Source organism: Marinobacter salinus (assembly GCF_001854125.1).
GTDB classification, from domain to species: domain Bacteria; phylum Pseudomonadota; class Gammaproteobacteria; order Pseudomonadales; family Oleiphilaceae; genus Marinobacter; species Marinobacter salinus.
In genome coordinates this window covers 2,305,520-2,327,651 of record NZ_CP017715.1, presented here as the reverse complement: position 1 = coordinate 2,327,651, position 22,132 = coordinate 2,305,520, and the positions used below count along the sequence as shown (strand labels likewise).

General features: G+C 56.6%; 20 protein-coding genes. 17 read left to right on the top strand and 3 right to left on the bottom strand.

The annotated features are described in order from the left end of the window. Genes hemA through BKP64_RS10645 form a run of 4 tightly spaced genes read left to right on the top strand, consistent with a single transcriptional unit; the run spans position 1 to position 3,994 of the window. Entirely contained in the window at positions 1–1,290 is a 1,290-nt protein-coding gene (gene hemA / locus BKP64_RS10660) for a glutamyl-tRNA reductase (RefSeq protein WP_070969597.1), read from the top strand. Further along, on the top strand, positions 1,287–2,375 hold the full coding sequence (gene prfA, locus BKP64_RS10655; RefSeq protein WP_070969594.1) for a peptide chain release factor 1: 1,089 nt from the start codon (positions 1,287–1,289) through the stop codon (positions 2,373–2,375). Before hemA ends, prfA begins: the two co-directional genes overlap by 4 nt. After that, positions 2,365–3,255, top strand: coding sequence for a peptide chain release factor N(5)-glutamine methyltransferase (gene prmC / locus BKP64_RS10650; protein ID WP_070969591.1), 891 nt, complete (start codon positions 2,365–2,367; stop codon positions 3,253–3,255). The genes prfA and prmC overlap by 11 nt, the downstream gene beginning before the upstream one ends. Continuing rightward, on the top strand, positions 3,245–3,994 hold the full coding sequence (locus BKP64_RS10645; RefSeq protein WP_070969588.1) for a molybdopterin-synthase adenylyltransferase MoeB: 750 nt from the start codon (positions 3,245–3,247) through the stop codon (positions 3,992–3,994). The genes prmC and BKP64_RS10645 overlap by 11 nt, the downstream gene beginning before the upstream one ends. A 46-nt stretch (positions 3,995–4,040) precedes the next feature. On the opposite strand, the gene phrB is transcribed toward BKP64_RS10645, so the two are convergent. Next, complete coding sequence (phrB, locus tag BKP64_RS10640) at positions 4,041–5,441, bottom strand: deoxyribodipyrimidine photo-lyase (RefSeq protein WP_070969585.1); 1,401 nt, start codon at positions 5,439–5,441, stop codon at positions 4,041–4,043. Positions 5,442–5,596: 155 nt separating this feature from the next. On the opposite strand from phrB, the gene BKP64_RS10635 reads away from it, so the two are divergent. From BKP64_RS10635 to BKP64_RS10590, 10 genes are all read left to right on the top strand, one after another. Further along, positions 5,597–6,406, top strand: a complete 810-nt coding sequence (locus BKP64_RS10635; protein ID WP_070969582.1) for a hypothetical protein — start codon at positions 5,597–5,599, stop codon at positions 6,404–6,406. 51 nt (positions 6,407–6,457) lie between these two features. After that, on the top strand, positions 6,458–7,318 hold the full coding sequence (locus BKP64_RS10630) for a mechanosensitive ion channel family protein (RefSeq protein ID WP_070973649.1): 861 nt from the start codon (positions 6,458–6,460) through the stop codon (positions 7,316–7,318). After that, positions 7,299–7,796 carry an ATP-dependent zinc protease family protein gene (locus tag BKP64_RS10625; RefSeq protein ID WP_070969579.1) on the top strand — a complete coding sequence of 166 codons (498 nt, stop codon included), beginning with the start codon at positions 7,299–7,301 and terminating at the stop codon, positions 7,794–7,796. Before BKP64_RS10630 ends, BKP64_RS10625 begins: the two co-directional genes overlap by 20 nt. Then, positions 7,793–8,698 carry a 30S ribosomal protein S6--L-glutamate ligase gene (gene rimK, locus BKP64_RS10620; RefSeq protein ID WP_070969576.1) on the top strand — a complete coding sequence of 302 codons (906 nt, stop codon included), beginning with the start codon at positions 7,793–7,795 and terminating at the stop codon, positions 8,696–8,698. Before BKP64_RS10625 ends, rimK begins: the two co-directional genes overlap by 4 nt. Positions 8,699–8,701: 3 nt before the next feature. Further along, positions 8,702–9,766: a succinylglutamate desuccinylase/aspartoacylase family protein gene (locus tag BKP64_RS10615; RefSeq protein WP_070969573.1), complete on the top strand. Its 1,065-nt coding sequence runs from the start codon at positions 8,702–8,704 to the stop codon at positions 9,764–9,766. Positions 9,767–9,790: 24 nt separating this feature from the next. After that, a complete protein-coding gene (locus BKP64_RS10610; RefSeq protein WP_070969570.1) occupies positions 9,791–10,216 on the top strand; it encodes a secondary thiamine-phosphate synthase enzyme YjbQ in 426 nt (141 codons plus the stop codon). A gap of 251 nt (positions 10,217–10,467) precedes the next feature. Then, on the top strand, positions 10,468–11,445 hold the full coding sequence (locus BKP64_RS10605) for a TAXI family TRAP transporter solute-binding subunit (RefSeq protein ID WP_070969567.1): 978 nt from the start codon (positions 10,468–10,470) through the stop codon (positions 11,443–11,445). A 93-nt stretch (positions 11,446–11,538) separates the two neighbouring features. Beyond that, positions 11,539–13,719 carry a TRAP transporter permease gene (locus BKP64_RS10600; RefSeq protein ID WP_070969565.1) on the top strand — a complete coding sequence of 727 codons (2,181 nt, stop codon included), beginning with the start codon at positions 11,539–11,541 and terminating at the stop codon, positions 13,717–13,719. Positions 13,720–13,815: 96 nt separating this feature from the next. Continuing rightward, a complete protein-coding gene (locus BKP64_RS10595; protein WP_070969562.1) occupies positions 13,816–15,630 on the top strand; it encodes a sensor histidine kinase in 1,815 nt (604 codons plus the stop codon). Beyond that, on the top strand, positions 15,627–16,979 hold the full coding sequence (locus tag BKP64_RS10590) for a sigma-54-dependent transcriptional regulator (RefSeq protein ID WP_070969559.1): 1,353 nt from the start codon (positions 15,627–15,629) through the stop codon (positions 16,977–16,979). The genes BKP64_RS10595 and BKP64_RS10590 overlap by 4 nt, the downstream gene beginning before the upstream one ends. A 7-nt stretch (positions 16,980–16,986) precedes the next feature. On the opposite strand, the gene BKP64_RS10585 is transcribed toward BKP64_RS10590, so the two are convergent. Together BKP64_RS10585 and BKP64_RS10580 are read right to left on the bottom strand one after the other, a co-directional pair. Then, a complete protein-coding gene (locus BKP64_RS10585) occupies positions 16,987–17,508 on the bottom strand; it encodes a cytochrome b (RefSeq protein WP_070969556.1) in 522 nt (173 codons plus the stop codon). A 13-nt stretch (positions 17,509–17,521) separates the two neighbouring features. After that, on the bottom strand, positions 17,522–17,869 hold the full coding sequence (locus tag BKP64_RS10580; RefSeq protein ID WP_070969553.1) for a hypothetical protein: 348 nt from the start codon (positions 17,867–17,869) through the stop codon (positions 17,522–17,524). Between the two features lie 251 nt (positions 17,870–18,120). On the opposite strand from BKP64_RS10580, the gene BKP64_RS10575 reads away from it, so the two are divergent. The 3 genes from BKP64_RS10575 (at position 18,121) to BKP64_RS10565 (ending at position 22,109) form a co-directional block, all read left to right on the top strand. Continuing rightward, positions 18,121–18,846, top strand: coding sequence for a response regulator (locus BKP64_RS10575; protein ID WP_070969551.1), 726 nt, complete (start codon positions 18,121–18,123; stop codon positions 18,844–18,846). Between the two features lies 1 nt (position 18,847). Further along, positions 18,848–20,275, top strand: a complete 1,428-nt coding sequence (locus tag BKP64_RS10570; RefSeq protein WP_070969548.1) for a sensor histidine kinase — start codon at positions 18,848–18,850, stop codon at positions 20,273–20,275. Positions 20,276–20,414: 139 nt separating this feature from the next. Further along, the gene (locus BKP64_RS10565; RefSeq protein WP_070969546.1) at positions 20,415–22,109 is read left to right on the top strand and encodes a methyl-accepting chemotaxis protein; all 1,695 of its coding nucleotides are present in this window, start codon (positions 20,415–20,417) and stop codon (positions 22,107–22,109) included. Positions 22,110–22,132: the final 23 nt, after the last annotated feature.

The window sequence follows — 22,132 nt, the reverse complement described above, 5'->3', positions numbered from 1 at the left end:
ATGGCATTGGTAACGCTGGGAATCAATCATCGCACCGCTCCGGTAGAGCTGCGAGAGAGAATTGCGTTCACGCCTGAACGTATGGGAGAGGCGTTTGCGGAGCTGCGCGCTGCGACCGGTGCTACAGAAACCGCCATTCTTTCGACGTGTAATCGCACCGAGCTTTACATTGCCGGCGACGACGACTGCGCGCCCACGGTTTTGCGCTGGCTCGCTGGCTTTCACGATCTTGAACCCGCAGAACTGGAACAGGCGTTGTATGTGCACCGCGATGGCGATGCCGTTCGGCATGTAATGCGCGTGGCGGCGGGGCTCGACTCCATGGTGCTCGGTGAGCCCCAGATTCTGGGGCAGTTAAAGGATGCCTACGCCCTTGCGCGGGAGAGTGGGGCCAGCGGCTCGTTCCTTTCCCGCCTGTTTGAACAGACATTTTCCGTTGCCAAACGGGTTCGAACCCAGACGGCTATTGGTGAAAACCCGGTGTCCGTTGCCTACGCCGCTGTCAGCATGGCGCACCATATTTTTTCAGACATGTCCCGGAACAAGGCTCTGCTGATTGGCGCTGGCAAGACCATGGAACTGGTGGCCCGGCATCTGGCCGAGGCCGGTGTGAATGACTTCCTGGTCGCCAACCGGACACTGGAGCGAGCACAGACTCTGGCCGCATCTCACGGTGGCAAAGGTATTCTGCTATCCGAAATTCCGGATCATCTGGCTGACGTGGACATTATAATTGCTTCAACCGCCAGTCCGCTGCCCGTTTTAGGCAAGGGCGCGGTTGAGCGGGCCCTCAAGAAGCGGAAGCATCGCCCGTATTTCATGGTGGATATCGCCGTACCGCGGGATATTGAGCCGGAGGTGGCTTCACTGGCTGATGTGTACCTTTATACCGTTGACGATCTGCGACACGTGATAGAGGAAAACATTCGCTCCCGGGAAGGCGCTGCCCGGGAAGCCGAAAACCTGATTACGGCCGGGGTGCAGGATTTCTTGAATCAGCTCCGCGCCCTGGATGCGGTATCGACACTCAAACAGTTCCGCCAGCGAGCAGAGCTGTTGAGGGATGCCGAGACGGACAAAGCCCTCCGTGCCCTGCGTAACGGCAGTGATCCTGAGACAGTCCTGCGCGGCCTCGCGCGTGGCCTCACCAACAAATTACTGCACGAGCCATCGGTTCAGGTGCGCAAAGCCACCACTGAAGGCCGCACAGAGGTAACCGAGTGGTTGCGTGAGTTGCACCAGCTGGATGCCTTGGAAGCGGACGAGCCGATCACTCCGGAAAAACTATGAAACCATCGATACAATCCCGCCTCGAACAGCTCACTGACCGGTTCGAGGAGGTCAGCGCGTTGCTCAGCGATCCCTCCGTCATTGCCAATCAGAACCAGTTTCGCGACCTTTCCCGGGAGTTTTCGGAGATTGAGCCGATCGTTCATTGCTTTGAGGCATGGCGCCGGTCTCTCGATGACATTGAGGAAGCCAGGGAGCTGGCAAAAGACAACGACGCGGACATGCGTGAGATGGCAGCCGACGAACTGGAGGCTGCTCAGCAGAAGAGCGAAGAGCTGGACGAGGAATTGCAGCGACTGATGCTGCCCAAGGATCCCAACGATAGCAAAAGCATCTTTCTGGAAATCCGGGCTGGTACCGGAGGCGATGAAGCCGCTATTTTCGCCGGTGACCTGTTCAGGATGTACAGCCGTTATGCGGAACGTCGCCGCTGGCAGGTTGAAGTGCTTAGTGAGAGTGAGGGTGAACATGGTGGCTACAAGGAAATCATCGCCCGGGTTGCCGGTGACGGTGTTTATGGTGCGCTGAAATTTGAATCCGGCGCGCACCGGGTTCAGCGGGTGCCGGAAACGGAATCCCAGGGACGCATTCATACCTCCGCATGTACCGTGGCGGTCATGCCGGAAGCGGACGAAGCCGAGGCCGTTGAAATCAACAAGGCCGATCTTAGGGTCGACACCTTCCGCTCCTCGGGCGCAGGTGGTCAGCACGTCAACAAGACGGACTCGGCCATCCGGATTACGCACCTGCCCACCGGCATTGTTGTGGAGTGCCAGGAAGAACGTTCCCAGCATAAGAATCGGGCCAAGGCTTTGAGCTTTCTGGCGTCCAGACTCCAGAATGCCGAAACGGAACGTCAGCAGAAGTCAGTGGCGGAGACTCGTAAGAGCCTGGTTGGCAGCGGTGACCGTTCTGAACGTATCCGCACCTATAACTTCCCCCAGGGCCGTGTAACCGACCACCGCATCAATCTGACGTTATACAAACTTGATGAGGTGGTCTCCGGTGATCTGGACGCGGTGATTGTCCCGCTGCAACAGGAACATCAGGCCGAGCTACTGGCCTCACTCGCTGATGATCAGTAAAACCTCAGTGGCCTGTGAGAGCCTTTTGCTCAAGGCGTCAGAATGCATAGGTGGCGACAGCCCCAGGCTGGACGCGGAATTGTTGCTTAGCCATGTAACTGGTCTGAGCCGCACGAGCTTCCGGGCCTGGCCGGATCGGGAAGTCTCCGCCGACCAGGCGGCGGACTTTGAATCGCTGGTGTCTGAGAGGGTGAGTGGGAAGCCCATTGCTTACCTGCTAGGGCATCAGGAATTCTGGTCACTTACCTTACTGGTCAGTGCCTCCACCCTGATTCCACGGCCCGATACCGAGTGCGTGGTGGAAGTTGCGCTTTCACTGCCGCTGCCCGGCAGTGCGAGGATTCTGGATCTCGGCACCGGCACCGGAGCCATTGCCCTCGCATTGGCCAGTGAACGCCCGAACTGGCAGGTGACCGCATGTGATTGCGTGGATGCGGCGGTGGAACTGGCGCGGCGCAACGCACGCGAACTTGGGCTGTCGGTCAGTGTGGTACGAAGTTCGTGGTTTTCCGGTCTGATGGCCGGGAAGTTTGATCTGGTTGTCTCCAATCCACCTTATATAGCCAGTGCCGATCGCCACCTTGAACAGGGGGATGTGCGGTTCGAACCGTCGTCCGCTCTGGTCTCTGGCAGTGATGGTCTGGATGATATACGGCTGATCGTCAGACAGGCGCCGGGTTGGCTGGAAGTGGGTGGTTGGCTGCTGGTGGAGCATGGCTTCGATCAGGCCGAAGCGGTCCGTTCGCTGTTCGAGTCCCGTGGATTTGTGGCGGTGGAAAGCCGAAAGGACTACGGTAATCGCGATCGGATGACTCTGGGGCAGTGGACTGGGGTCTCTGGGTTATCAAATAGGGAAACAGGAGACAAACATGCTCAGTGATGACGAGCTGCTACGGTACAGTCGGCAGATTCTGATGCCCAGGTTTGATGTGGCGGGCCAGGAAGCACTTAAATCTGCCCGTGTGCTGGTGATTGGCGCTGGCGGCCTGGGATGTCCGGTGGCGCTCTATCTCGGAGCGGCGGGCGTGGGCCGCCTCACTCTTGTGGATGATGATGACGTTGAGCTGGCCAATCTCCAGCGCCAGATCGGGTTTGAAAGTAACCAGCTCGGCGAGTCGAAAGCGGAAGCTCTGGCGGATCGTGTAACGCGAATTAATCCACGGGTGTCGGTAACCGCTCTGAATCAACGTTTGAGCGGCCATGAATTAATCCGTCAGGTGGAGGAGGCGAGCCTGGTGTTGGATTGTAGCGACAACTTCAACACCCGTTTTGCCCTGAACAGGGCTTGTGTTGCTGCCAGTGTTCCCCTCGTTTCCGGCGCCGCCATTCGAGGCGAGGGCCAGCTCTCGGTTTACGATTCGCGTGATGACAACAGCCCCTGCTATCACTGCCTGTATCCGGAGCAGGGCAATGAGGACCTGACGTGTTCTGAGGCTGGTGTTATCGCACCCCTGGTCGGCATGATCGGTTCTGCTCAGGCGATGGAGGCCATCAAGGTGATCTCGGGTGTTGGCAAGCCCTTGATTGGCCGGCTGTTGATTCTCGATGCCTGGGAAATGCAATGGCGGGAAATGAAGCTTGCCCGCGATCCCGAGTGCCCGGTCTGCGGAATACCTTAGCCGGATAGCAGAGGTCTTCCAGTCCGCGGCTGCACGATGCCTGTTTTTACTCCTTCAGCGCCTGAAACTTCGCTATGGCCTCCTTTCGACTCTCCTTCAGATCCACAATCGGTCTTGGGTACCCCTTCGGAATCACGCCGCTCTTGCTGGGGGCGTGAATCCGCTTATTGTCCAGTTTTGCCAGTTCCGGTAGCCATTGCCGGATAAACTCCCCCTTTGGATCAAACCGCTCGCTCTGGGTAACCGGGTTGAAGACCCGGAAATAGGGCGCGGCATCTGTGCCCGTTGAGGCACTCCACTGCCAGCCGCCATTGTTTGAAGCCAGGAAACCGTCCACCAGTTTTGACATGAAGTACGCTTCACCCAGGCGCCAGTCGATGAAAAGGTTTTTGGTCAGGAACATGGCCGTCACCATGCGCAGGCGGTTATGCATCCAGCCTGTTTCGTTGAGCTGGCGCATGGCGGCGTCAACAATAGGAATTCCGGTTCTGCCTTCTTTCCAGGCGCCAAATGTCTCGCCGGGATTATTCCAGGTAAGGGCTTCTGTTTCCGGCTTGAAGGCCCGGTGCATGCTCACCCGAGGGTAGTGGTAGAGAATGTTGATGTAGAAGTCGCGCCAGGCAATTTCGTTGATCCAGGTGCCAAGACCCTCCTGGTTGCCGCCCATTCCCTGGGCCTTGCGTGCGGCCAGCAAGCATTGGCGGCCTGAGAGAACGCCGTTGGCCAGATAAGGTGAAAGCTGACTGGTGCCGTCGATGGCCGGGAAGTCGCGCTCGTCCCTGTAAGCGCCGCCGCGCTCGTCGAGAAACGCTTCAAGCTGCTTGTGGGCTTCATCTTCTCCAACGGCCACCAGTGCCGGTGGAGCATTTCGGAAAGCTTCCGGAACACCGTCGAGAAGGGCCGGCTCAACAGGCTCACCCTGGGCGGGGGGGATCGGGAAGGCGGTGGGCGAGATTTCATCCAGCCAGCTGCGCCAGCGACGTGAAAACGGCGTGAATACCGAGTAAGGCTCCTGTTGTTGGGTCAGGATTTCGCCGACCGGCGCGACGGTCTGGTCCCGGTACTTGCATACGTCGATTCCCAGCTCATCCAGCTGTTGCTTGAGAGCTTTGTCCCGGCGACGTTCATTGACGCCGTATTCTTCATTGAAGTGCACTCGTGAAATGCCCTTGTCCAGGCAATGCTGTTTCAGCTTGCCGAGGCTGTCATCGAACCGGCTGGCGGTGACGAAGGTCAGCTGTATGCCCAGTGCTGCGAGTTCCTTCGAGAGCGCGTTGGCGTGAGCGATGACAAAGTGCACTCGTGCAGGTGACCAGTCGTGCTCCAGCCATTGCTCCGGTGTCACGATAAAACAGGCGTGCACGCCTGATCTCGCCTTGCAGGCGGCGGTAAGGGCGGGGTTGTCGGCAACCCGGAGGTCGTTCCGGAACCAGACCAGCTGTGTCATTGGAAGTCCTGTATCAGGTTGTGCTTGCAGGCATAGGGGTAAATACATGCCAGTGTTTCAATAAAATCACAGACTTGGATATTCGCTGAGGTGCCATGATTGGATTATAGTTAGTGAAATTCGCCAGCAATACTCAGAGGATGTGTGTGGCTCATATGGGACCTGAAACCGAAGGCCGACGCGATGGTGTCTGGGCTAAGCCCTATAGTCTGGCCTCGGGGCAAACCCAGTCTCATCAGCTGGGCCACGTTAATCTTTGGGTGACATTGCTCGACCGGGAATGGCAGATCCGTTCAGAAACGCTGGAGGTGGAGACCGATCCTGTCAGCTGGTCGGAGACCATAGGCCACACCCTCCCCTCGAAAGACGTTTCATTACAGCGTTTTATCCGTTCCGAAGGCTCGGATACCGTTACGTTTATTCCCGCCGTTGCTTCGCTTCCCACGGTGATTCGCCCCTATCAGCCGCTGACGATCCCGGCAGGAGAGCAGTGCGTTATTTACGTGGGTACATTGGTGTGGATGCAGGTTTGTGTCGGTGATGGGCGGACTGTACTCACGGAGGTCCCGTTGGCGGTGCCTTCGCTAACCTGGGTGGGGCGCAACACGATGGAAGGAGAGCTGTGTTATTCATCAGCCAGTGTTGCGCGCCTGGTACTGGAAGCGGTGCCCAAGCGACCCTGGCGGGCGGTAACGCCGGTCACGATTATCAACCGCCGGGAGGAGCCTCTGCTGCTGGAGCGTTTCAGCCTTCCGACACCCATGTTGTCGCTCTACCTGAATGAGCGCGGCCAGTTATGGACACCGGGCGTAACGGTGGAGTGCGAAACTGATATGAACTCGGCCAGTTTGCATGTGGATCAGACAGTATTTGCAGCCGCAGGTAAGTGTCAGCAGGTGGGGCTTGCACGGGAGAAGGTTTCCCGTGGTCGTTTTGTGCGCGCCTTTGACCGCATGTTCGGTTAACGCCGCTTTGAGGGAGTTGGAATTTTGTTAGAACAAATCCAGACCGGCGTTATGGCGGTGTTTACTGGTGTTGCCTGGGGCCAATGGGTCAGCTCGATTTTTCTGATGGTCCTCGGATTGGTGTTGGGCTCACTGGCGGCCCGAAGTGTCACCCGTTTTATGGCCCAAAGAAGTACCCGGCACCACACCGTTATGTTACGGCGGTTCGTGTTCTATCTCATTGTTGTGCTGTTTGCTATCGCCGCTTTGAGGGAAGCCGGGTTTTCACTGGATATTGTTTTAGGTGCTGCCGGCATCCTGACTGTTGCCATTGGCTTTGCATCGCAGACTTCCGCATCCAATATGATCAGTGGGCTTTTTCTGCTGGTGGAGAAGCCATTCGAAATCGGTGACTTTATTGAGGTTGATGCCACGATTGGTGAGGTAATCGGCATTGATATGCTGAGCGTAAAGCTACGCACACCGGACAACCTCTACGTGCGCATTCCCAATGAGACGTTGATTAAGACGCGGGTGGTGAATCGGTCCCGATTCCCCATTCGCCGGCTCGACCTGACAGTGGGTATTGCCTACGCTGAAGATGTGGAACGAGTCGAGGCTCTGTTATTAGGACTGGCTGAAAAGAACCCTGTGTGCCTCGAAGAGCCGAAACCATTTGTATTGGTTACCGCATTCGGGCCGTCCTCCGTTGATCTGCAGTTCTCATTCTGGGTCCCCAAAGACAAGGTGCTGGATGGACGCAGCAGCATCATGGTGGCGATCAAGAAAGCTCTGGATCGTGAAGGTGTCGAGATACCTTTCCCTCACACCAGTATTTATGCCGGTAGCCATTCCGAGCCCTTCCGCGTGCAGTTGCTGGGGCCGGAAACAATCACCGAGAAGGAAATTCCGGATGTCGACAAAGACCGTTGAAGTGATCAAGCCCATTGCCCCGAAGCCCAATGATAACAAGATCAGTCTTGGATGGCGGGAGTGGGTGTCGCTGCCGGACCTGGATATCAGCCGTATCAAAGCCAAGGTGGATACCGGGGCGCGTACGTCTTGTCTGCACACCTTTCGAACGGAACCCTACAACGAGAATGGTGAGCGTCGGGTCCGGTTCTGGGTGCATCCGGTGCAAAACGATATGCACAATGTCATCGAGTGTGATGCCAAAGTCCTGGACGAACGAAATGTTTCTGATTCGGGCGGCCACATGGAGTTGCGCGTGGTGATCGAAACCACATTGGTGGTGGGTGACCAGAGCTGGCCTATTGAAATGACATTGACCAACCGGGACTCCATGCGGTTCCGCATGCTGCTCGGGCGTACCGCGATGTCGGGGCGCTCCGTTGTTTATCCAGAAGCTTCTTACCTTGCCGGTGAGCCGGCCCTAAGGACTGAAAAATGAGAATTGCGATCCTGTCGCGTAACAAGAACCTTTATTCCACCCGCCGTCTGGTGGAGGAGGGGATCAATCGGGGCCATGAGGTAAGGGTAATCGACTGCCTTCACTGTTCCATGAATATCACATCCGCCAACCCCCAGATCCACTACCACGAGGAGGTTCTGGAAAACTACGACGTGGTGGTTCCGCGTATCGGGGCCTCGGTGACGTTCTATGGAACGGCGGTATTGCGGCAGTTCGAGATGATGGGTGTGTTCCCCGTCAACGAATCGGTCGCCATTACCCGCTCCAGGGACAAGCTGCGGTCACTGCAGCTGCTGGCCCGCAAGGGTGTCGGTATGCCTGTGACCGGTTTTGCCAACAAGCCGGACAACGTGCCGGAGTTGCTGAAAATGGTGGGCGGTGCGCCGGTGGTGATCAAGCTGCTTCAGGGCACCCAGGGCATTGGTGTGGTCTTGGCGGAAACCCGCAAGGCTGCCGAGAGTGTTATTGAGGCCTTTATGGGTCTGAAGGCAGATATCCTGGTGCAGGAGTTTATCAAGGAAGCCGGCGGTGCCGATATTCGCTGCTTCGTGATTGGTGACAAGGTTATTGCCGCCATGAAGCGCCAGGGCGCGGAAGGCGAGTTTCGTTCCAATTTGCATCGGGGTGGCAGCGCTTCCCTGATTCGCATTACGCCGGAAGAGCGCAGGACCGCGATTACTGCCGCCAAGTCCATGGGCCTCAATGTTGCTGGTGTCGATTTGCTGCGCTCCAGTCGGGGACCCCTGGTCATGGAGGTGAATTCCTCGCCTGGTCTTGAAGGAATTGAGAACGCGACCGGCAAGAATGTTGCCGGCATGATCATCAACTGGACCGAAAAGAATCAACAGCCGTGGAAAACCAGAACCAAGGGAAGGGGCTGATATATGGCCCGAGCACCTTTTAAAATCGCCGGTGCCACCGTTGAGGCCGGCACCCGAAAAACAGTAGAAGTCCCCGTTGCCAAGCTGTACACGCACACGCCTCTGCATATTCCGGTGGAGGTGGTACATGGCCGCCGGGACGGACCGGTGCTCATGGTGTGTAGCGCCATTCACGGTGATGAAATCAACGGTGTTGAGATTGTCCGGCGGGTTCTTACCAACTCTGCGCTCCGGCATCTGCGGGGAACGCTGGTGGCCGTGCCCATCGTCAATATCTTAGGGTTTGTCCAGCGCACGCGGTATCTGCCGGACCGCCGTGATCTGAACCGTTGTTTCCCGGGCAGTGAGTCGGGTTCGTTGGGGGGGCGTATTGCTTACCTGTTGCGTACCCAGATCATGGAAAAGGTGACGCACATTATCGACCTGCACACTGGTCCGGTTCACCGGTTCAATCTGCCGCAGATACGTGCGGAGCTGAAAAATCCTGAAACTACCCGCATGGCAGATGCCTTCGGCGCGCCCATCATTATCAATGCCGGATTGCGGGAAGGCAGTCTGCGCGCTTACGCCGATTCACTCGACATTCCTGTGATCACCTACGAAGGAGGTGAGGCGCTGCGCTTTGATGATGTCGTGATTGGCAGTGGCGTCAAGGGCGTCATCCGGGTTATGCGGGAGCTGGAGATGATTCCAGCGAAGAAAGCGCCCAAAGCCCCGAAGAAACGCTCCGAAACTGCCGCCAACTCCCAGTGGGTAAGGGCGGATATCGATGGCATCATGCGGCCAATAGCCAGCCTTGGGCAGAAAGTTCGCAAGGGGCAGCGCCTGGCCATGGTGGCAGATCCTTTCGGTGAGTCGGAAACGGCGATTGTGTCCCCGTGTTCCGGGATCGTGATCTGCGTGAACAACCTGCCGCTGGTAAATGAAGGGGAAGCCATCTACCACATCGCCCGGTTTGATGAGTTGAGTGAGGCCGAGAAGGCGATGGATTATTTCCGGAGTTCGTTTGAAGCGGAAGTCAGTGAGGCTGTGGTGCCGGTTCATCCCTGGGACGAGCTGCAAAAATAGAATCGACCGTATTGGTGAGCACCGATGATCTGGGATCAGACGATTATTGAACTGGCACCGTTACCTCGCGGGTTTCATCTGGTAACCAATGAAATTCTGGCCCAGGCGCCGGGCCTGACCAACTGTGAGGTTGGACTGTTACAGCTGTTTATTCAGCACACGTCTGCTTCGCTGGCCGTTAACGAAAATGCGGACCCGGACGTGCGTGGAGATCTGGAACGCCATTTCAACGTGATGGTTCCAGAAAACGCACCGCACTTTGCGCATACTCTGGAGGGGCCGGATGATATGCCGGCGCACATCAAGAGTGTTCTGATTGGCCCTTCCCTGACCTTGCCGGTCAATCGCGGCCGTCTGGCCCTTGGTACCTGGCAGGGAATCTATCTGTGTGAACACAGGGACAAGGCTGCCGGCCGCCGTATTGTCGCTACGCTCCAGGGCAGGTGGTAGGTTCTCTGCCAGTCGTTTATCTAATAACGCCCTAGTATCCGTTCCAGGGTGTGGCATTCCACCCATTGCCTGAAAATAATGGGTGGAGACTAACCCATTTCTGACCAAGATAGCCTTTGCGTTTCCCAAAGATTCTTGTTTTTTAACGTGTTTTTTAAACTGGCTTGCTCCTTGCTGTATGCAAGCCAGCGGAGTCTGTGACGGCTTCGTTGAAGCACCCAATAAACAAAATCAAACGGGGAGCATCCTCTATGAAAACCCAAGTTGTTATGGCGGCAGCGTTCGCTTCTACTCTCGTTGTTGCAAACCCTGCAGCGGCCCAGGACCGGTCCGGCTGGCCAGAAAACTTTACGGTCGGCACTGCCAGCCAGGGTGGCACTTACTTCGCTTACGGGTCTGGATGGGCCAACTTTGTTGCTGAAAGCCTGGGCGTTTCCGGTGGTGCGGAAATCACGGGCGGTCCAATGCAGAACATGGCACTGGTTCACACCGGTGACCTGCAATTCGGTCTGACCACGATGGGCCCGGCCCGGGAATCCATGGACGGTAACAGCCCCCTGGCTCCGGGCATGAAGATGGACAATGTCTGCGCCATGTTCCCCATGTATGAGACGCCGTTCTCCGTCACCGCATTGTCCAGCTCCGGAATCACCTCTATCGCAGATATCCCGGCCGGTTCCACCATCGGTTTTGGCCCGGCTGGTTCTACGTCGGATACCTATTTTCCCCGTATGATGGAAACTCTGGGCGTAGACTTTGAACGCCGTAACGGCAGCTGGTCTGACCTCGGTGGTCAGCTTCAGGACGGCCTGATTGATGTCGTGGCGTTCGCCGCAGGTATACCTATTCCGGCGGTTAGCCAGCTCGAAGTTCAGGCGGACGTGAACATCATCGAAATGACCGACGCCGAAGCCAAGACGATTACCGATAACTACCCGGTTTCCGAGTTCATTATTCCGGCCAGCACCTACCAGTCTCTGGAAAAACCGTCTCGCGTGGTTTCAATGTGGAACTTCGCCATGGCGAACTGTGACCTGCCGGAAAGCCTGGTGTATGAAATCACCAAGCTGACCATGGAGAACAACGATAGAATGGTCTCCATCCACAAGGCGTCCCGCAATTCCGTCCCACAGAACTACAGCAAGAATAATGTCTTGCCCTGGCACCCGGGTGCAGCACGTTGGTTTAACGAAAACGGCTACGCGATCGAAGCAAGCATGATCAAGTAACAGCCGGACGCAGCTCAGGGGCTGGCTGTCAGCCCCTGATACCTGGCCGACAGTCAGTCGGCAATATTTGAGTAACTGCCCTTAGGTCGCCCTATGTCCACAAATCCCCAACACCAGGAGTCGTCTACGGCTCTGCCCGAAGATGATCACATCCTCGCCCATGACGTCGATCAGGAGCCGGTTGAAGCCAACCGGCGGCTCTTTGAGGGCGGATTGGTGAAGTTCGTTGCACTGCTTTGCATCCTCTATTCGGCGTTTCATCTTTACACACTGAACATTGCGCCACTGGAAACCTGGTCCTATCGGATTATTCACGTTGCCGGTGCTTTGGTACTTGGTTTCATCCTTTACGCTGGCGCCCGTTTTGTCTCGTCTGAGGAAGGTGAGGCACGACATCGCTGGACAACCTGGATCAGTGCCGCAGCGATGCTGCCAGCAGTCTATGCCCTGTATCAGACCCTGGCTTTCTACCAACTGGTTCAAGGTGGTGCCCTGCGCATTCCGGTTGAGCTGGAGACCTGGCACTTTGGCTGGCCGCTGTTGGCAGCAACTGCCATAAGTATCGTAATGAGCTGGTTTCACCAGCGTCAGCGGTCCCGCTTCAGCGTGCCAGACCTGGTGCTGGTAGTCTGCTCAATCGCCGTCGCATGCTACTTTCTCGTGGCTTATAACACGACCATGCGGATGTCCACCGGAACATCATTTGCACCCATCGGAATTTCGTTTGCCGCAGTTGGCGGCACTGCGCTGATTATGGAGCTGACACGCCGTGTTGCCGGCCTGGCTCTGGTGATCATCGCCATGGTTTTTCTGGTTTATGTTTTTGCCGGCCCCTATTTGCCCGGCTTTCTGGGCTATCCCGGCCTGTCTGTGCAGCGTTTCTTCAGTCAGGTGTATACCGATGCCGGCATCCTTGGGCCAACCACGGCGGTTTCTTCGACCTACATCATTCTGTTTATCGTCTTTGCCGCCTTTCTGCAGGCCTCCAAGGTGGGCGATTATTTTGTGAATTTCGCATTTGCGGCGGCTGGTCGCTCTCGGGGTGGTCCCGCGAAAGTTTCCATCTTTGCTTCCGGTTTGATGGGCATGATCAACGGCACCAGTGCAGGTAACGTCGTATCGACCGGCTCCCTCACCATTCCGTTGATGAAGAAGGTGGGTTACAGCAAGCAATCGGCTGGCGCAGTCGAGGCCGCAGCGTCCACTGGTGGTCAGATCATGCCGCCGATTATGGGTGCCGGCGCCTTCATAATGGCCGAAATTACCGGAATTCCTTACTCCGAAATCGCCATTGCAGCGATCATTCCGGCCATCCTGTACTTCGCATCGGTCTATTTCATGGTGGATTTCGAAGCTGCGAAGACGGGCATGCGCGGTATGCGGGAAGACGAACTGCCGAACCTGAGAAAGCTGGCCAAGCAGGCTTACCTGTTCATTCCTATTGTTATTCTGATCGTAGCGTTATTTGTTGGATACTCTGTGATTCGGGCGGGTACACTCGCGACGGTGTCAGCGGCGGTAGTGAGCTGGATATCCCCGAACAAAATGGGCATCCGGCAGATTCTCCATGCGCTGGAGATCGCCGCCCACATGTCGATCCAGATCATTGTGGTGTGTGCTGCTGCTGGTGTGATTGTAGGCGTAATCTCCCTGACCGGCGTTGGCGCCCGCTTCTCTGTGCTGCTGCTGGATGTAGCCGCAACGAGCCAACTCCTGGCGCTGATTTTCGCCATGTTTATTTCCATTCTTCTGGGTATGGGTATGCCGACGACGGCCGCTTATGCTGTGGCAGCGTCAGTCGTGGCACCGGGCCTGGTGCAGTTAGGCATTGAGCCGCTGACCGCGCACTTCTTTGTGTTCTATTTTGCCGTGGTATCGGCCATTACCCCACCCGTGGCACTGGCCTCCTACGCCGCGGCAGGTATTTCCGGTGCCAAGGCCATGGAGACGTCGGTTGCCTCTTTCCGGATTGGCATCGCAGCATTCATCGTGCCTTTCATGTTCTTCTACAACAGTGCACTGCTGATGGACGCGGGCTGGTTCGAAATTGCCCGGGCTCTGGTTACTGCTACCTTTGGCGTGTACATCCTGTCGGGTGGTGTTCTGGGCTGGTTCGCGAATGTCTCGGCACCATGGGTCACCCGCATCCTGTTGATTGTCGCAGCCTTGCTGATGATCGAGGGTGGTTTGTGGACCGATCTGGGCGGTGTCGGCCTGGCGGTTGTGGCCTTCCTGAGCCAGCGCCAGCGAGCGCTAAGACAGGCTATCGCCTGAGCCTGGCGCCAGGGCGGGCGGGGCGGTCACACTCGTTGTGGTTGTCCTGCCCGACTCCGGGCGCTAATCTAGCCGCTTTTACAGGAGCCGGTTTTTATGCGGTACCGGATTGGCGCAGTTTCACTTCTTGTTGCGACGTTGGTGATCTCCTGGATATTCGGTGGCTGGGTTGGCTATCGCCAGGTGGAGCAGGAGAGCCTCGAAGAATCCTTTCGCTATCGGCAACTCGTTGCCAATGAGTTAAACCGTTATTTGCCTATTCCCGAGCTGATGGCTGAGCATCCCCTGCTCGAGGAAGCCCTGAAACGCCCTGATGATTCAGAGCTTATTCTCCAGGCCAATGAAGAAATGCAGCGCATGGCAACTATCGTTGGCAGCTCCGATGTCTATCTTATGGACATAGACGGCTTGACCATTGCCGCCAACAATTACCTGCAGGCAGACAGTTTCGTTGGCAGCAACTATTCGTTTCGCCCCTATTTTTCCGATGCCGTTGAATCCGGTGATTCGGCCATCTATTTTGCTCTTGGTCTTATGTCCGGAGTGCGTGGCCTGTATTTCTCCCATCCTATTCGTGGTCCGCAAGGCACAGTACTTGGTGTTGTCGCCGTGAAGGTTCTTGTGGATGAGCTGGAATCCCAGTGGCATCGTCCAGCCTCTCTCAGTGAGGCGGAAATGGTGGTGCTCGATCATGCGGGAATAAGCTTTTTGGCCAGCACCCCCCGCTGGCTCTACCGGGACTTTAAACCTGAAAATGGAGCAATGCCGACACAGGCGTCCCGCCAGCGCTACCCGGACCGTGAGCTCGCCCCTATTGATATCGAATACCTGAATCGGCCTTTGGGACTCTCAGAGCAGTCCGGCAAGATTCGCATTCTTGAAAGCAAAGAGCGCGGAGAGTATCTCAGTGTTCGAACGGCACTACCCAAACTGGACTGGACCCTTCAGGTAATGGTGAGCACGGGCCCTGTTCTGTGGACCCGGATGGGCTTTTTGCTTGGGGGGCTAGCTGTTTTCTCCGGAGGGTTCCTGACCTGGCTATACGTCCGGGAACGCTATCGGCGGGAAGCGGAGCTTGCCCTGCGTGGCGAACAGCTCGAGATCAGTGTTGCGGAGCGCACCGCTGATCTCGAGCGCTCCAATGAACAGTTGCTTGAGGAAATAAACGAGCGTGAGCGCACCCAGAACGAACTGCGGGAAACCCAGCAGGAACTGATTCAGGCGGCCAAGCTGGCCGTGCTTGGCCAAATGTCCGCCGGGCTGAATCACGAAATGAATCAGCCTTTGACGGCGATTCAGACCTATGCCCGCAACAGTCGGAAATTCCTTCAGAAAGGCGCTGAGACGATGGTGGATGATAACCTCGTCGAGATCATTACCCTGTGCGACAAGATGGCGGAGTTGACCCGTCAGTTCAAAGTATTTGCGCGCAAGTCTGAAGGGCCGCCCGCCATCGTCGATTTGCGGCTGTCCGTCGATGCCGCTCTCAAAATTATTGTTGCCCAGGAAAACAGTGCCGGCATCAATATCCGTTGGCATCGGCCGGAGAAGCCGGTTTGGTGCCACGGTGACCTGATTCGCATTGAGCAGGTCCTGGTCAATCTGATGGCTAACGCCGTTCAGGCGGTCGAGGAACAGGCCCAGCCCCAAATAACGATTGATATTGAGGAAGATGACGATTGCTGGCGGTGTATTGTTAAAGATAATGGTTCGGGGCTTCCCGGCAACACCGAACAGATTTTTGAGCCCTTTTTTACCACAAAATCCATCAAGCAGGGGCTTGGGCTGGGTTTGTCTATCTCACGCCAGATTGTAGATGCCCTTGGCGGACGGCTGACCGGCCATAACCGGAAAGACGGCGCAGGTGCCGAGTTTGTACTAACCGTGAAAAAGCGAGAGGCAACGGAATGACAGAACCCTCAGTAATTTTCGTGGATGATGACCCGCATATTCGCAAGGCAATTGCCCAAAGCCTGACTCTGGAAGAGCTGTCTGTGGCCTGTTTTGAGGGTGCGCAGTCCGCCCTGGATCTGATTTCTCCGGAGTACGAGGGTGTGGTTTTATGTGACTACAACATGCCAGGCATGGACGGCCTGGAGATGCTGGACAGGGTGAGCTCGATGGATGATGCCATTCCCGTCATCATCCTTACCGGACAGGGGGACATCAGTACCGCAGTGACCGCCATGCAGCAGGGGGCCTATGACTTCATCGAAAAGCCCTTTGATCACGACGAGTTGATTGAGCTTCTGCGCCATGCCCTGGAGAAGCGGCACCTCGCTCTCGAAAATCGCCGGCTGAAAGCCCAACTGCGTCAGTTGGCCCGCCCAGGTCCGCGAATGCTGGGTGATTCACCCATCATGCAGAAAGTGATGGCGACCATTGATCCGATACTCGATATTTCTGCCAATATACTTCTGCACGGCGAAACCGGCTCTGGTAAAGATGCATTGGCTCGGTATATTCATGAAAACAGCCAGAGGAGTGCCCATAATTTTGTAGCGATTAACTGCGGAGCTGTTCCGGAAAACCTGATTGAAAGTGAGCTCTTTGGTCATGAGGCTGGCGCTTTCACCGGCGCTGAGAAACGCCGGATCGGAAAGATTGAACACGCTCACAAGGGCACCCTGTTTCTGGACGAAGTTGAGAGCATGCCCATGCCGTTGCAGGTAAAGCTGCTCCGTGTGCTGGAAGAGCAGAAAGTTGAGCGGTTGGGCAGCAATCAGGTTCAGGACGTGGATGTGCGGATTATTGCTGCCACCAAGGCTGACCTGAAGGCGCTCAGCGATGAAGGGGCATTCCGTTCGGATCTCTACTACCGCCTGAACGTGGTCAAGGTCGATATTCCGCCACTCAGGGCGCGGAAGGAGGACATTCCCCTGCTGTTTCACCATTTTGTGCTGATTGCCGCTGCCCGATATGACCGTGAGAGCATTCCCGTGGATGCCTGCCAGGCGGCGCGGTTGATGCAGCACTCCTGGCCAGGTAACGTTCGGGAGCTGAGAAACCTGGCAGAACGCTATGTGTTGCTGGGCCCGGGGTCACTGGATGAAGGTGAGTCTGCCGGCCCGACGAACGTCGCTGGCCGGCAAACCTTGTCCGAGATGATGGATGGGTTTGAGCGCTCGGCAATCATCAGCGCACTCAATGCCAGTCACGGCAGCATCAAAGACACTATGGTACAGCTGGGCATCGCCCGAAAGACCCTGTACGACAAAATGAAGAAGCACGGACTGGACAAGGCTGAGTTCAAGGACTGAGCCCCGTTCAAGCCATTTTCCGCAGGGTGCCGTCACCTTTCACGTGTTGATGAAAGAGTGCCGCAGCAACATGGCCGGCAATCACGAACCAGAAAAGAGTGGTGGTGAATTCGTGAGCCTCCTCGCCACCGTCTTCGAGCCATTCCATTTCGGGCCCCGGAGAAATAAGGTGCAGTCCGAAGAAATCAACGCCATGGCCGCTGCCCCATGCGGCCAGAAAGCCGGTCAGCGGAATGATCAGCATCAGGCCATAGAGGGCGAGGTGACCAATCCGTGCGGCCAGCTTCCAGCTCTGTGTCGGCTGTACACGGCCACGGTTAATCAGTCGCCACACCAGTCGTACACCGAGAAGCGCAGCCAGTGCCAGGCCTGTGCCCTGATGGATGGCCATTCCGGACAGACCGGCGATATGTTCCAGTGCCTCCATCCACCACTCACTGAGCAACATAAAAACCAGTACTGCGGCCATCAGCCAGTGGATAACACGCGAAACCAGACCGTAGTGATTTTCAGAATCCAGCCATGTCATTGGCTTGCCTCCGTTATTTAGCGTCTGATGGTTGCTGTAACTGACCGAGAACATTCACCTCGGTTTCCTGAACGACATTGTGCCGGCTATCTTTGAGTTGGATCTTGTAGCTGTCGCTATCCTTATTGGCGATGATTGTAGCGGTTGCACCAGGGCCATAGCGTTTCAGGGCATTGGCTCGCGCAAGGGTACGGATCTCCTCCATGGAATAGCTTTTTCCCATATTGCTGTGGGCCCAGTCGTGACGGTTTCGGTCATCATAATCATTGCCTGCCAGCGTATAGATGGGTGCCAGGCTGATCACTGCCGCCACCGAGATGGCGGCAAATGGGTGGCGCTTAATGGCGCTGGATAGGGTCACGGTCAATATTCTCCTTTACCGGATATGTCATGATGGCGGGCCTTCAACGGTCCATAGGGTTGGCAGTCGGCGCCCGTTCAAGGGATACAGTTAACCTTGGCCTTGTCGCTAAAGTTTGTCGGGCTGCGGGTAATTTTGTCGCAAATTGTCGCAGGCAAGAGTGTGGCGACAGGCTGCGACACATTCGGCTCCCATACTGTCTCTTTCGGGCCTTATACTTTTCCAACAAGTCGGACGTGCCAAAGAGAATGATGAACGAGGATCAGAACCCGCAGATCCTGGTGGTTGATGATCACCGGGAGATTCGAGACCTTTTGGGTCGGTACCTGAGCGATCACGGTTTTAGGGTGGTGTTGGCTGGCGATGGCGCAGCCATGAAAAATCAGCTCCGAAACCACCGCATCAGTCTTGTCTTGCTGGACATTATGATGCCAGGGGACGATGGACTGGTGCTTTGCCGGTTCCTGAGAGAGCACACATCACTACCGGTGATTCTTTTGACTGCCATGGGTGAAGACACGGACAAGATTATCGGGCTGGAAATGGGGGCCGATGACTATGTCACCAAACCGTTTAACCCGCGAGAGGTATTGGCGAGAATCAAGTCTGTTCTTCGGCGGGTGGAGGCACTTCCGCCCAGAAGGGGCGAAGTGTCTGGTCAGCAACTGGCGTTTAATGGCTGGCACCTCGATGTTGACCGCCGACGCCTGACCGATCCGGACGGCGTCGAGGTGGCCCTCAGCACCGCAGAATTCAACCTTCTTCTGGTGTTCCTGAACCATGCCGGCCGGGTTCTCTCCCGCGATCGCCTGCTGGATCTCGCGGAAGGTCGTGAGGCTTCGCCATTCGAGCGAAGTATTGACAATCGGGTGAGTCGACTTCGCCGCAAGCTGGAAAAAGATCCGCGTAACCCCGAGTTGATCAAGACGGTCTGGGGTGGAGGTTATCAGTGGACCGCATCCGTGGAGGCTGGCTGACATGGGATTGCTGCCCCGCCGCGCGGCTAGTCAACTGGTAGTGCTGGTCATCGTCATGATGCTCGCGGCCCAGGGTATTACTTTCTGGATCATGGTGAATGAACGCCAGGGGGCGCTGCAGACCGCAGGGCTCAACACTCTGTTGAATCGGGTTGGCAATGCGTATTCACTGGTGGATGTCATGGCGCCTGAGGACCGGGAGCGCGCGCTGGTGGCACTTGAGGATCCCATGCTGACACTTTCGAGTGACAGTGTCCCGGCGCTTCCCACCGATGTTTCGACGCCTTTTTCTGAGTGGTTACTGTCTGAGGGACCGCTGGCCAACCTAGTTCCGGGGAGCGAAGCCCTCCATACGAGGATTCTGGTGGATGATGACCGCTGTGAAAGAGGTGAGGACGATGACCATGAGCATGACGAGCATCATTACCGAGGCGGGGACCTGATCGATGAGTATCACGAGGACTGGCGCAAGCGCATGCGGAAAATGGATTGTCCCCCAGTGCTTGAACTCTCTCTCGAACTGGCCGATGGCGAATGGCTGAATGCGGTTGCGAGCCCGCCGCAACCGTCCTGGCTCTGGCTAAAGGCGGCGCTGATGGGCGCAGGAATAACGGCAATCCTTCTGGTTTCGGCGGTGTTGTTTGCCATTCGCTATATCCTTGCACCGGTTCGCCGGTTGAGGGAGGCCGCCCAGGCATTCTCCCGGGGTAACCCGAGGCAGTTGCCCGAACAGGGCCCGGACGATATCCGGGATGTTATCCGTGCCTTTAACCATATGCAGGTTCAGGTGGGTCGTTCCCAGGACGAAAAAGCGCGCCTGCTGGCTGCACTGGCTCATGATCTGCGAACACCGGTGACCGCGATGCGGTTGCGGGTTGAAATGCTGCCGGAGGGGGAGGACCGAAACCGCTTATTGGAGAATCTGGCGGAGATGCAAAGCCTGGCGGAAGATACCCTGGAATTTATTCGTGGCAGCGCCTCGGAATCCGGTCGACGTTACGATCTCAGCGCTCTGCTGGAAAGCCTTTGTGACGATCTCGCCGAAATTGGCATGCCGGTTAGCTGCAACGAACTTCCCCGTTGCGTTCTGGTCGGCCGCCCCGAAGCTGTGCGCAGGGCTATTCGGAACCTTATTGAGAATGCCGTTAAATATGGAGAGCAGGCAGATGTCTCTCTGTCGACCGAGTCTGGCTGGGTGTCGATTACCATTGCCGATCACGGGCCGGGCATTCCCGGCGAGCTTCGTGAAAAGGTCTTTGAGCCCTTCTTCCGGGTGGAAGCGTCCCGCAGCCGGGAGAGCGGAGGAGCCGGACTCGGTCTGGCGATTGCCCGGACGCTGATATTGGGGATGGGCGGCAGTATCTCCATTAACGATCGGAAGGGCGGGCAGGGAGCTATCGTCACGGTTCGATTGCCATCCGGGCAGTAACCTGGACAGTTACACTCTGTATACAAAATACGCAGTACCCTCGATGATATTTTTCCTCGGTCTTCTGTAGCATCGCGCTCCTTTGCCAAGGGCCGGAGTATCCGGCCGTTCCCTGGAACAGACAGAAGACATTCCTGCCATGAAAAATCTGACGATACAGACTCGAGTGCTGTTGCTGGCGCTGGTGCCGGTGATTGTGCTCACTGCGTTCCTGACCACCTATAACCTGAATCAGGCCCGAGAAATTGGTGATGGCGCGGTGGCCAGCTTTTCCTCCGATATGGAGGAGAGTAAGCGTCAGGAGCTAAAAAACTATCTGGAGCTGGCTCGTACCTCAATTGCCCACCTTTACAGTCAGCCGGGATCAGCTGATAACCCTGATATTCGTGAGCAGGCCTGGGAAATTCTGCGCCAGCTGCGCTTTAACGATTCTGACAATGCCGGTTACATGTTCGCCTATGACACCAACGGCGTGAATGTCATGCATGGTGTAAAGCCTTCCCTGGAAGGCAAGAACCTCTGGGATTTTCAGGATCCCAATGGCACTTATCTGATTCGCGAACTTGTAAAAGCGGCACGCAGCGGCGGTGGCTACGTTTCCTATGGGTGGCAGAATAGCGACACCGGTAAAGTAGCGCCTAAGCTTGGTTACGCCGAAATGCTGCCGAAATGGAACGTCATGATCGGTACAGGGTTCTGGGTAGATGGTCTGGAAAACCAGGTTAATGCTATGGATAGCAAAGTAGGGGAGGCGCTTTCCGACGCGGTGATCGGCTCAGTCACGACCTCGCTGATTGCATTGGCGATCATCGTATTTCTGGCTCTGATCGTCGTGCGCAGCATTATCCGGCCGCTGAAATCGGCAGTGACTGCCATGAACGACATTGCGAGCGGCGATGGCGACCTGACACGTCGGCTGGAAATGGACGGCAAGGACGAGCTTAGCCAACTGGCTACCGCGTTTAACAGTTTTGCCGATCAGGTGCACGGGTTGGTGGAACGGGTTCTTTCCTCCACACGCACGCTCAATGAAGCCTCTGAAGAGCTGAACCAGATAATGGGCGAGGCAGAGCAAGGCGTGGAGCGTCAGAAGTCCGAGAGCGACCAGGTGGCGACTGCCATGAATGAGATGACGGCCGCGGCCCAGGAAGTCGCCAACAATGCCAGCGAAGCCTCTGATGCCGCAGACCACGCCAATGTCCAGGTATGCGACGCCCAGGGTATGGTGCATCAATCCATCGAAGTGATTGGCGGCCTTTCCGAACAGGTGGAAGAGGGCGTTAAGGTTATTGAGAAGCTTGGGGCGGATTCCCGCAAGATCGACAACGTTCTGGAAGTTATCAGGGAAATTGCCGATCAGACGAACCTGCTGGCCCTGAATGCAGCCATCGAGGCGGCCAGGGCTGGTGAGGCGGGCCGGGGTTTCGCGGTGGTCGCGGATGAAGTTCGTACCCTGGCGAGCCGGACGCAAAAGAGTACCCAGGAAATTCAGGACACGATTGAGAGGTTACAGGCGGGTGCCGGCAACGCGGTAAAGCTGATTGGTGCGATCAATGAACGCAGTGAGGCCACTGTTGTGGAGACACGTCAGGTGAGCGATGCTCTGCAGCGGATCAATAAGGCTGTGGGAACTATTAATGAGATGAACACCCAGATCGCCAGTGCCGCCGAAGAGCAGACCAGCGTCTCCGAAACCATCAACGAGAATGTTCACGAAATCGTTGCCATAACTGAACAGACCTCCCAGGGAACACGTCGGGCGGGGATTGCTACCCAGCGACTGAAAACCCTGGCGGCAGAGATGTCGGAACAGGTGGGTCGTTATCGCGTGTAACTGACAGGCCGACACAAAAAACC

Bases quoted from the DNA above. Each gene is read 5' to 3' on its own strand.
- hemA (WP_070969597.1), top strand. From the start codon at position 1: ATGGCATTGGTAACGCTGGGAATCAATCATCGCACCGCTCCGGTAGAG.
- prfA (WP_070969594.1), top strand. From the start codon at position 1,287: ATGAAACCATCGATACAATCCCGCCTCGAACAGCTCACTGACCGGTTC.
- prmC (WP_070969591.1), top strand. From the start codon at position 2,365: ATGATCAGTAAAACCTCAGTGGCCTGTGAGAGCCTTTTGCTCAAGGCG.
- BKP64_RS10645 (WP_070969588.1), top strand. From the start codon at position 3,245: ATGCTCAGTGATGACGAGCTGCTACGGTACAGTCGGCAGATTCTGATG.
- phrB (WP_070969585.1), bottom strand. From the start codon at position 5,441: ATGACACAGCTGGTCTGGTTCCGGAACGACCTCCGGGTTGCCGACAAC.
- BKP64_RS10635 (WP_070969582.1), top strand. From the start codon at position 5,597: ATGGGACCTGAAACCGAAGGCCGACGCGATGGTGTCTGGGCTAAGCCC.
- BKP64_RS10630 (WP_070973649.1), top strand. From the start codon at position 6,458: ATGGCGGTGTTTACTGGTGTTGCCTGGGGCCAATGGGTCAGCTCGATT.
- BKP64_RS10625 (WP_070969579.1), top strand. From the start codon at position 7,299: ATGTCGACAAAGACCGTTGAAGTGATCAAGCCCATTGCCCCGAAGCCC.
- rimK (WP_070969576.1), top strand. From the start codon at position 7,793: ATGAGAATTGCGATCCTGTCGCGTAACAAGAACCTTTATTCCACCCGC.
- BKP64_RS10615 (WP_070969573.1), top strand. From the start codon at position 8,702: ATGGCCCGAGCACCTTTTAAAATCGCCGGTGCCACCGTTGAGGCCGGC.
- BKP64_RS10610 (WP_070969570.1), top strand. From the start codon at position 9,791: ATGATCTGGGATCAGACGATTATTGAACTGGCACCGTTACCTCGCGGG.
- BKP64_RS10605 (WP_070969567.1), top strand. From the start codon at position 10,468: ATGAAAACCCAAGTTGTTATGGCGGCAGCGTTCGCTTCTACTCTCGTT.
- BKP64_RS10600 (WP_070969565.1), top strand. From the start codon at position 11,539: ATGTCCACAAATCCCCAACACCAGGAGTCGTCTACGGCTCTGCCCGAA.
- BKP64_RS10595 (WP_070969562.1), top strand. From the start codon at position 13,816: ATGCGGTACCGGATTGGCGCAGTTTCACTTCTTGTTGCGACGTTGGTG.
- BKP64_RS10590 (WP_070969559.1), top strand. From the start codon at position 15,627: ATGACAGAACCCTCAGTAATTTTCGTGGATGATGACCCGCATATTCGC.
- BKP64_RS10585 (WP_070969556.1), bottom strand. From the start codon at position 17,508: ATGACATGGCTGGATTCTGAAAATCACTACGGTCTGGTTTCGCGTGTT.
- BKP64_RS10575 (WP_070969551.1), top strand. From the start codon at position 18,121: ATGAACGAGGATCAGAACCCGCAGATCCTGGTGGTTGATGATCACCGG.
- BKP64_RS10570 (WP_070969548.1), top strand. From the start codon at position 18,848: ATGGGATTGCTGCCCCGCCGCGCGGCTAGTCAACTGGTAGTGCTGGTC.
- BKP64_RS10565 (WP_070969546.1), top strand. From the start codon at position 20,415: ATGAAAAATCTGACGATACAGACTCGAGTGCTGTTGCTGGCGCTGGTG.